Raw genomic sequence first — 9,018 nt, 5'->3', positions numbered from 1 at the left:
CACTAAGCTTCAGCTACACACGACCGTACCGCAAACCGACACTGGTGCGCGAGATGAGTATTCTAAGGCGCTTGAGAGAACTCTGGAGAAGGAACTCGGCAAATTGATACCGTAACTTCGGGAGAAGGTATGCCGCAAGTAGGTGATCCTGTACAAGGGGAGCCCAAAGCGGTTGCAAAAAATCGGTGGCTGCGACTGTTTAATAAAAACACAGCACTCTGCAAACACGAAAGTGGACGTATAGGGTGTGACGCCTGCCCGGTGCTGGAAGATTAAATGATGGGGTGCAAGCTCTTGATTGAAGTCCCAGTAAACGGCGGCCGTAACTATAACGGTCCTAAGGTAGCGAAATTCCTTGTCGGGTAAGTTCCGACCTGCACGAATGGCGTAACGATGGCCACACTGTCTCCTCCAGAGACTCAGCGAAGTTGAAATGTTTGTGATGATGCAATCTCCCCGCGGAAAGACGGAAAGACCCCATGAACCTTTACTGTAGCTTTGTATTGGACTTTGAACAGATCTGTGTAGGATAGGTGGGAGGCTTTGAAGTGAGGACGCTAGTTCTCATGGAGCCAACGTTGAAATACCACCCTGGTGTGTTTGAGGTTCTAACCTAGGTCCCTTATCGGGATCGGGGACAGTGCATGGTAGGCAGTTTGACTGGGGCGGTCTCCTCCCAAAGCGTAACGGAGGAGTTCGAAGGTACGCTAGTTACGGTCGGACATCGTGACGATAGTGCAATGGCATAAGCGTGCTTAACTGCGAGACTGACAAGTCGAGCAGATGCGAAAGCAGGACATAGTGATCCGGTGGTTCTGTATGGAAGGGCCATCGCTCAACGGATAAAAGGTACTCTGGGGATAACAGGCTGATACCGCCCAAGAGTTCATATCGACGGCGGTGTTTGGCACCTCGATGTCGGCTCATCTCATCCTGGGGCTGTAGTCGGTCCCAAGGGTATGGCTGTTCGCCATTTAAAGAGGTACGTGAGCTGGGTTTAAAACGTCGTGAGACAGTTTGGTCCCTATCTTCCGTGGGCGCTGCAGATTTGAGGAAGCCTGCTCCTAGTACGAGAGGACCGGAGTGGACACACCTCTGGTGTATCGGTTGTCACGCCAGTGGCATTGCCGAGTAGCTAAGTGTGGAAGAGATAACCGCTGAAAGCATCTAAGCGGGAAACTCGTTTCAAGATGAGATCTGCCGGGGGCTTGACCCCCCTGAAGAGTCGTTCGAGACCAGGACGTTGATAGGTTGGGTGTGGAAGCGCAGCAATGCGTTAAGCTAACCAATACTAATTGCTCGTGAGGCTTGACCCTATAACTTTGATCCCCAGCGGATTGAAGACAGTTATGCCAAAGATGGCGCAGTCAAAATAATCTGATTTCAGTCTCTATGAATTCGCCGAGTTGTTCGACAAACTGAACGACAAGGCAAAAAGTTATGCCTGATGACCATAGCAAGTTGGCTCCACTCCTTCCCATCCCGAACAGGACAGTGAAACGACTTTGCGCCGATGATAGTGCGGGTTCCCGTGTGAAAGTAGGTCATTGTCAGGCTCTTACAGCAAGAAAACCCCCAGCGCCAAATAGGCCTGGGGGTTTTTCTTTTGGGCGCAGAAAAATGCCGGAATGCAAAAAAAGAGAGCGCTGCGCGCTCTCTTTTTCATTGGTGGATGCATATTGAAAGGTCTACTGGCTGGCTACGGAGGTGAACGTGCAGCGTCCATCCCTGTCATGGCGTTGAAGTTCGCCGTGGCGCCAGAGGTGGTTCAGATGGGCCAGTGCTTCGCCCAGCGCAAAGGTCATCTCATGTGGATTGAGCGGCCGGCGGAACATGGCTTGCATCACCTTCGCGGCATTGGTGGAACCGAGCGCGCAAGCCGCGCGCACCTCGTCGAGCCGCTCGGCGTGATGGTCTTCCAACTGATGGAGGCGCGTATGCAGGCCGACAAAGGGCTTGCCATGCGACGGCAGCACCAGCGTGTCCTCGGGCAGCGGCAGATAGCGCTGCAGCGACTCCAGGAACCAGCCCAGCGGATCGCCCTGGGGCTCGTTGGCATGCACGCTGACATTGGTGGAGATGCGCGGCAGCACCATGTCGCCGCTGATCAACACCTGCAGCTCGGCGCAGTACAGCGCCATATGTTCGGGTGCATGACCATAGCCGACGATGCACTGCCATGAATGCGCGCCGATCTGCAGGTGTTCGCGGTCCATCAGCCGGCGGTAGCTGCCAGGAATACTGGGAACCAGTTGGGAGTAGTAGGCCGTGCGTTGCAGCACATGCTCAAGGAATGCCGGGTCATCGAGTCCATGGCGTTCATAGAAGGCGGCATTGCGCGCGCCGCCCTCGAGGTTGTGGCTGGCGGATGGATTGCACGCCACCAGCGCCGCATGGTAGTCGGTGGCACTGATCCACAGCGGTGCCTGCCAGCGGCTGCAGAGCCAGTGCGCGAGTCCTATATGGTCGGGATGCATGTGCGTGACCAGCACGCGCACGATGGGCAGGCCCTCGAGCTGCCCGGCGAAGATCTGCTCCCACTGGGCGCGGCTGCTGTCGCTGGCCACGCAGCAGTCGATGACGGTCCAGCCGTCGCGCAGCCCGGTGCCATCATCGAAGCGGTCGCGCAGCAACCAGAGGTTGATATGGTTGAGCGCAAAGGGCAAGCCCATGCGGATCCACTTGATGCCCGGAGCCACTTGGAGACAACTGCCGGCGCCTGGCGTTTCCTCCCCGAAAGGGTAGTGGATTTCATGTTCAAGCAGGTTCATGGGCGCGCCGAAGTTATGTTAACGTTGACGTAAACGTCAAATTTGCATTCTAGGCATTCAAGCCCGCGCGCATGTCACCTGCGCGCCTTCCGTTCATCCCACATGCCCAATACCTACACCATCAGCGATCTCGCCAAGGAGTTCGATCTGACCACGCGCGCCATGCGCTTCTATGAAGACATGGGGCTGCTGCAGCCCGAGCGATCTGGCCCCGCAGGGCGCAACCGCATCTACAGCGCGCGCGACCGCGCCAGGCTGCGGCTGACGCTGCGTGCCAAGCGGCTGGGCCTGTCCCTGAGCGAAGCCAAGGAAATCATCGATGTGTACGACAGCCCGCGCGATACGGGCGCGCAGCTGCGCAAATTCCTCGAGGTGCTGGGCCAGCACCGGCAGCAGCTGGAAGACCGGATGGCGGATCTGCAGATGAATCTGGACGAGGTACGCGAGCATGAGGAGGAGGCCCGTCAGCTGCTGGCCCGGGTGGATGGGGAAAAATGATCCATAATTGACGTTTACGTAAACGTAATATTGCTGGCGCGCTGACAGCAAAGCCATACCAACAGGAGACAAACCATGACCGCCAACCTTCCAGGACTCAATTTCCAGCTGGGCGAAGACATCGATGCCCTGCGCGACGCGGTACGCGAATTCGCGCAGAACGAGATTGCGCCGCGCGCTGCCGAGATCGACCGCAGCGACCAGTTCCCCATGGACCTGTGGGAGAAGATGGGTGTGCTGGGCGTGCTGGGCATCACGGTGCCCGAGACCTGGGGCGGCGCGCAGATGGGCTATCTGGCGCATATGGTGGCAATGGAGGAGATCTCCCGCGCCAGCGCCTCGGTGGGCTTGTCCTATGGCGCGCACAGCAATCTGTGCGTGAACCAGATCAACCGCAACGGCACCGACGAGCAGCGCCGCAAGTATCTGCCGCGGCTGATCAGCGGCGAGCATGTGGGCGCACTGGCCATGAGCGAGCCCGGCGCGGGTTCGGACGTGATCAGCATGAAGCTCAAGGCCGAGGACAAGGGCGGCTATTACCTGCTCAACGGCAGCAAGATGTGGATCACCAACGGCCCGGATGCCGACACCCTGGTGGTCTATGCCAAGACCGAGCCGGCCATGGGCGCGCGCGGCGTGACGGCCTTCCTGATCGAGAAGGGCATGCCCGGGTTTTCGGTAGCGCAGAAGCTCGACAAGCTGGGCATGCGCGGCAGCCATACCGGCGAGCTGGTGTTCGAGAATGTCGAGGTGCCGGCCGAGAACGTGCTGGGTGGCGTGAACAACGGCGCCAAGGTGCTGATGAGCGGGCTGGACTACGAACGTGCGGTGCTCACGGGCGGGCCGCTGGGGATCATGCAGTCGGTGATGGATTCGGTCGTGCCCTATATCCATGACCGCAAGCAGTTCGGCCAGAGCATCGGCGAGTTCCAGCTGATCCAGGGCAAGGTGGCGGACATGTACACCGTGCTGCAGGCGGGCCGTTCCTTTGCCTATACGGTGGCCAAGAACCTCGACCTGCTGGGCACCGAGCATGTGCGCCAGGTGCGTAAGGACTGCGCCAGCGTGATCCTGTGGTGCGCCGAGAAGGCCACCTGGATGGCCGGCGAAGGCGTCCAAATCTATGGCGGCAATGGGTATATCAACGAGTACCCCCTCGGCCGACTCTGGAGGGATGCGAAACTCTATGAAATCGGCGCGGGAACCAGCGAGATCCGCCGGATGCTCATTGGCCGGGAATTGTTTTCCGAGACCTGCTGAGCGGCCCGCGCCTGTCTCATTTGTTAACCAGGAATTTCTCCATGACGACCACCTCCATCGACCAACTGTTTGAGCATAACCGCGCATGGGCGGCCCAGGTGGAACATGACCGACCCGGCTTCTTCACCGGCCTGATGGCGCAGCAGAAGCCGCGCTACATGTGGATCGGCTGTTCCGACAGCCGCGTGCCGGCCAACCAGATCACGGGGCTGGAGCCGGGCGAGGTCTTCGTGCACCGCAATGTCGCCAACGTCGTGGTGCCCAGCGACCTCAACTGCCTGTCGACCATCCAGTACGCGGTGGACCAGCTGCATGTGGAGCACCTGATGGTGGTGGGCCACTATGGCTGCGGCGGCGTGCTGGCCGCGCTCAACGACCTGCGCATGGGGCTGGTGGACAACTGGATCCGCCATGTGAAGGATGTGCGCGACAAGCACCGCGAGCTGCTGGAGGCGCTGCCCGTTCAATGGCGCCACGATGCGCTGTGCGAACTCAATGCCATCGAGCAGGTGATGAACATCTCCCAGAGCACGGTGATGCAGGACGCCTGGGCGCGTGGCCAGAAGGTCACGCTGCATGGCTGGTGCTACGGCCTCAAGGACGGGCTGATCAACAACCTGCAGATGAGCCTGCCGGGCGTTCAGGGGGCCGACAAGGCCTACCAGGATGCGGTGGCGTATGTCGCCAGCCGCGAGCGCAGCTGAGCGGCACTACCGGCACCGAACGGCCTGCGCGATGTTTCCCCAGCGTCTCGATGCACCGCAGGCTTTCGATATCGCCCAGGCCATGCTGGATGGCTTCAATCGGCATTACCAGCTGTTCCGCTCGGAGTCGGCGCGCGCCAAGCAGCGCTTCGAGGCCGCCGACTGGCATGGCCAGCAGCGCGCGCAGCGCGAGCGCATCGAGTTCTATGACCTGCGCGTCAAGGAGTGCGTCCGGCGCCTGGAGCAGGACTTTGGCGCCGGGGCGCTGCCGATGGCGGTGTGGCAGCAGGCGAAGCTCCACTACATCGGGCTGCTGGTCAATCACTTCCAGCCCGAGCTGGCCGAGACCTTCTTCAACTCGGTGACGACGCAGATCCTGCACCGCACGCACTTCCAGAACGATTTCATCTTCGTGCGGCCCGCGGTGAGCACGGAATACATAGAGAACGAGGCCCCAAGCGCGCGCCCGACCTACCGCGCCTATTACCCGCAGCGCAGCGAAGCGCCGCGGCCGCTGCTGGCGACGCTGCAGAGAATCATTGCCGATCTGGAGCTGCAGCGCGACTTCGAGGATCTGCCGCGCGATCTGGCGGCGGTGGAGCAGGCGATTGCGCGCCAGGAGATGCTGGGGCGGCTGCGCGCGAATTTCCAGATCCAGGTGCTGTCGAGCCTGTTCTACCGCAACAAGGGCGCGTACCTGGTGGCGAAGCTGATCAACGGCTACGCCGAGATGCCGCTGGTGCTGCCGCTGCTGCACGGACCGCGCGGCGCTCTGGTGATCGATGCCGTGCTGTTTGGCGAGGAGGACCTGCAGGCGCTGTTCAGCTTTGCGCGCGCCTACTTCATGGTGGACATGGAAATCCCGAGCGCCTATGTGCATTTCCTGCGCAGCATGCTGCCGCGCAAGCCGCGCGCCGAGATCTACACCGCGCTGGGCCTGGCCAAGCAGGGCAAGACGCTGTTCTACCGCGATTTCCTGCACCACCTGCGCTACTCCAGCGACCAGCTGCGCATCGCGCCGGGCATCAAGGGCATGGTGATGCTGGTGTTCGACCTGCCGAGCTTTCCCTATGTGTTCAAGCTGATCAGGGACCATTTCCCGCCGCAGAAGGACACCACGCGCGCGCAGGTCAAAGCCAAGTACCAGCTGGTGAAGCATCACGACCGCGTCGGCCGCATGGCGGATACGCTGGAATACCGCCTGGTGGCGTTTCCGCGCGAGCGTTTCGAGGATGCGCTGATCGACGAGATCCAGCAATTCGCGCCCAGCCAGCTGGAGATCAGCGACCGCGATGGCGACGGGCGCATCGAGGTCATCATCCGCCATCTGTACATAGAGCGGCGCATGATTCCACTCAATCTGTATCTGCAGGAAGCGCTGGAGGCCGGGCCGGGCGATGCCAATGCCCAGGCGCAGCTGGCGCGCTGCGTGGTCGAGTATGGCAATGCGATCAAGGACCTGGTGGCGGCCAATATCTTTCCGGGCGACATGCTCTGGAAGAATTTCGGCGTGACGCGCAATGGGCGGGTGGTGTTCTACGACTACGACGAGATCGAATACCTCACCGACTGCAACTTCCGCGAGGTGCCGAAACCGCGCAACGAGGAGGACGAGATGAGCGGCGAGGTGTGGTGGGCGGTGGGCCCGCGCGATGTGTTCCCGCAGAGCTTCGCACCTTTCCTGCTGGGCCATCCGGCGGTGCGCGAGGTCTTCATGCAGCACCATGCCGATCTGCTCGAGCCCGCGTTCTGGCAGTCGCACCAGGAGCGCATCCGCGCAGGGCATGTGCACGATGTTTTTCCCTACGAGCGCGAACGGCGCTTTGCCTGGAATCTCGCGGACGACCCGCTGGCGCGCTGAGCGCCGGGCGTCCATTCATTTTTTCAACGGAGGAGACAAGAAATGACCGAAGCCATTGTGATCGTGGGCGCTGCCCGCACTCCCATGGGCGCCTTCCAGGGCGATTTTTCCGAGCTGGCGGCGCATGACCTGGGCGGCGCGGCCATTCGCGCGGCCGTCGAGCGCGCCGGTATCGCGCCCGAGAAGGTCGACGAGGTGCTGTTCGGCAACTGCCTGATGGCCGGCCAGGGTCAGGCGCCGGCGCGCCAGGCGGGCTTCAAGGGCGGGCTGCCGCAGAGCACCGGGGCCGTGACGCTGTCGAAGATGTGCGGCGCGGGCATGGAGGCGACGATCCTGGCGCATGACCAGCTGGTCGCGGGCAGCCGCGATGTGATGGTGGCGGGCGGCATGGAGAGCATGACCAACGCGCCCTATCTGCTGAAGAAGGGCCGCGGCGGCTACCGTATGGGCCATGACCGGATCTTCGACCACATGATGCTCGACGGCCTGGAAGACGCCTACGAGCCGGGCCGCTCGATGGGCACCTTTGGCGAGGATTGCGCGGCCAAGTACCAGTTCACGCGCGAGCAGCAGGATGCGTTTGCCACGGCCAGCGTGAAGCGCGCCCAGGCGGCGGCGCAAAGCGGCGCCTTCGATGCCGAGATCACGCCGGTCACGGTGTCCACGCGCAAGGGCGATGTGGTGGTGAGCGTGGACGAAGGCCCGGCCAAGGCGCGGCTCGACAAGATCGCCAGCCTGAAGCCGGCGTTCAAGAAGGACGGCACGATCACCGCCGCCTCGAGCTCGAGCATCAATGACGGCGCGGCGGCGCTGGTGCTGATGCGCGAGTCGACGGCGCGGGAGCTGGGCTGCAAGCCGCTGGCGCGCATCGTCGCGCATGCCAGCTTTGCCCAGGCGCCGGAGTGGTTCACCACGGCGCCGGTCGGTGCCACGCAGAAGGCGCTGAAGAAGGCCGGCTGGAAGGTGGAGGACGTCGATCTGTGGGAAGTCAACGAGGCCTTTGCCGTGGTGCCGCTGGCGCTGATGGCCGAGCTGGGCGTGTCGCATGACATCGTCAACGTGCATGGCGGCGCCTGCGCGCTGGGCCACCCGATCGGCGCCAGCGGCGCGCGCATCCTGGTGACGCTGGTGCATGCGCTGCAGAACCGTGGCAAGAAGCGCGGCCTGGCCACGCTGTGCATCGGCGGCGGCGAAGGCACGGCAATGGCCATCGAACTGGTTTAAGCTCGCTGAAGGGCCGGCGCATCGCCGGCCGTGGAGGGGAGTCACACGTGATCACCAACGAAGAGCAGCTGCGCGCGCTCTATGACGCGCCGGCGGAGCGGGCCCTGCTCAAGGAGCAGGTGGACCTGGACCGCTATTGCCTGCGTTTCATCGCGCTTTCGCCGCTGTGCATTCTGTCGACCGCGGGGCCGTCCGGGGCGCTGCTCGATGCCTCGCCGCGCGGCGGCGTGCCGGGGTTCGTCAAGGCGCCCGACAAGAACACGCTGCTGCTGCCCGATGCGGGCGGCAACAACCGGCTCGACAGCCTGAGCAACCTGCTGCACGACCCGCGCATCGGGCTGCTGTTCCTGGTGCCGGGCTTCGACGAGACGCTGCGCGTGAACGGCACGGCGCGGCTGCGCGACGAGGCGCATTACACGGCGCTGTTCCGTACCGAGCACGCGCGCACGCGGCTGGTGATCGAGGTCAATGTGCAGGAGGCCTATCTGCACTGCGCCAAGGCGTTGATGCGCTCGCGGCTGTGGAAAGCCGAGGCGCAGGTGCCGCGCACCACCATGCCCAGCCTGAACGAGATGGTGCAGGCGCAGATGGGCCTGCAGGCGCCGGCGGAGCCGCAGGAAGTCATGGTGGCGCGCTACGCGCATCAGATTGCCCGGGAACAGGGGCAGACGTAGCTGCGTGCAAGGACGGGCGTTTTTTC

At 62.4% G+C, this 9,018-nt stretch carries 7 protein-coding genes and 2 rRNA genes (1 of these 9 cut by a window edge); 8 read left to right on the top strand and 1 reads right to left on the bottom strand.

Translation table 11 applies throughout. The annotated features are described in order from the left end of the window. Both M9799_RS06485 and rrf read left to right on the top strand, forming a co-directional pair. Nucleotides 1-1,316 (top strand): 23S ribosomal RNA (locus M9799_RS06485); it begins 1,560 nt to the left of the window's first position. A 127-nt stretch (nt 1,317-1,443) separates the two neighbouring features. After that, nucleotides 1,444-1,556: ribosomal RNA gene (gene rrf / locus M9799_RS06480) — 5S ribosomal RNA — on the top strand. 132 nt (nt 1,557-1,688) lie between these two features. On the opposite strand, the gene M9799_RS06475 is transcribed toward rrf, so the two are convergent. Further along, nucleotides 1,689-2,771, bottom strand: coding sequence for an MBL fold metallo-hydrolase (locus M9799_RS06475; RefSeq protein WP_231043259.1), 1,083 nt, complete (start codon nt 2,769-2,771; stop codon nt 1,689-1,691). Nucleotides 2,772-2,873: 102 nt separating this feature from the next. On the opposite strand from M9799_RS06475, the gene M9799_RS06470 reads away from it, so the two are divergent. The 6 genes from M9799_RS06470 to M9799_RS06445 all read left to right on the top strand — a co-directional run bounded on the left by M9799_RS06470 (nt 2,874) and on the right by M9799_RS06445 (nt 8,992). Further along, entirely contained in the window at nt 2,874-3,269 is a 396-nt protein-coding gene (locus M9799_RS06470; RefSeq protein WP_231043260.1) for a MerR family transcriptional regulator, read from the top strand. A 75-nt stretch (nt 3,270-3,344) separates the two neighbouring features. Further along, nucleotides 3,345-4,529, top strand: coding sequence for an isovaleryl-CoA dehydrogenase (locus tag M9799_RS06465; protein ID WP_231043261.1), 1,185 nt, complete (start codon nt 3,345-3,347; stop codon nt 4,527-4,529). Nucleotides 4,530-4,570: 41 nt separating this feature from the next. Continuing rightward, entirely contained in the window at nt 4,571-5,233 is a 663-nt protein-coding gene (gene can / locus M9799_RS06460; RefSeq protein WP_231043262.1) for a carbonate dehydratase, read from the top strand. A gap of 31 nt (nt 5,234-5,264) precedes the next feature. Continuing rightward, nucleotides 5,265-7,094 carry a bifunctional isocitrate dehydrogenase kinase/phosphatase gene (aceK, locus tag M9799_RS06455; RefSeq protein ID WP_231043263.1) on the top strand — a complete coding sequence of 610 codons (1,830 nt, stop codon included), beginning with the start codon at nt 5,265-5,267 and terminating at the stop codon, nt 7,092-7,094. Between the two features lie 42 nt (nt 7,095-7,136). Further along, complete coding sequence (locus tag M9799_RS06450; protein ID WP_231043264.1) at nt 7,137-8,318, top strand: acetyl-CoA C-acyltransferase; 1,182 nt, start codon at nt 7,137-7,139, stop codon at nt 8,316-8,318. A 47-nt stretch (nt 8,319-8,365) separates the two neighbouring features. Further along, nucleotides 8,366-8,992 carry an MSMEG_1061 family FMN-dependent PPOX-type flavoprotein gene (locus tag M9799_RS06445; protein ID WP_231043265.1) on the top strand — a complete coding sequence of 209 codons (627 nt, stop codon included), beginning with the start codon at nt 8,366-8,368 and terminating at the stop codon, nt 8,990-8,992. Nucleotides 8,993-9,018: the final 26 nt, after the last annotated feature.

The organism is Comamonas endophytica, assembly GCF_023634805.2.
Lineage (GTDB): Bacteria > Pseudomonadota > Gammaproteobacteria > Burkholderiales > Burkholderiaceae_C > Comamonas > Comamonas endophytica.
Note: the sequence above shows the minus strand (reverse complement) of the source record. Positions and strands in the feature narration are given on the sequence as shown.

Coding starts and splice junctions, on each gene's coding strand:
- aceK (WP_231043263.1), top strand. CDS start 5,265: ATGTTTCCCCAGCGTCTCGATGCACCGCAGGCTTTCGATATCGCCCAG.
- M9799_RS06475 (WP_231043259.1), bottom strand. CDS start 2,771: ATGAACCTGCTTGAACATGAAATCCACTACCCTTTCGGGGAGGAAACG.
- can (WP_231043262.1), top strand. CDS start 4,571: ATGACGACCACCTCCATCGACCAACTGTTTGAGCATAACCGCGCATGG.
- M9799_RS06465 (WP_231043261.1), top strand. CDS start 3,345: ATGACCGCCAACCTTCCAGGACTCAATTTCCAGCTGGGCGAAGACATC.
- M9799_RS06450 (WP_231043264.1), top strand. CDS start 7,137: ATGACCGAAGCCATTGTGATCGTGGGCGCTGCCCGCACTCCCATGGGC.
- M9799_RS06470 (WP_231043260.1), top strand. CDS start 2,874: ATGCCCAATACCTACACCATCAGCGATCTCGCCAAGGAGTTCGATCTG.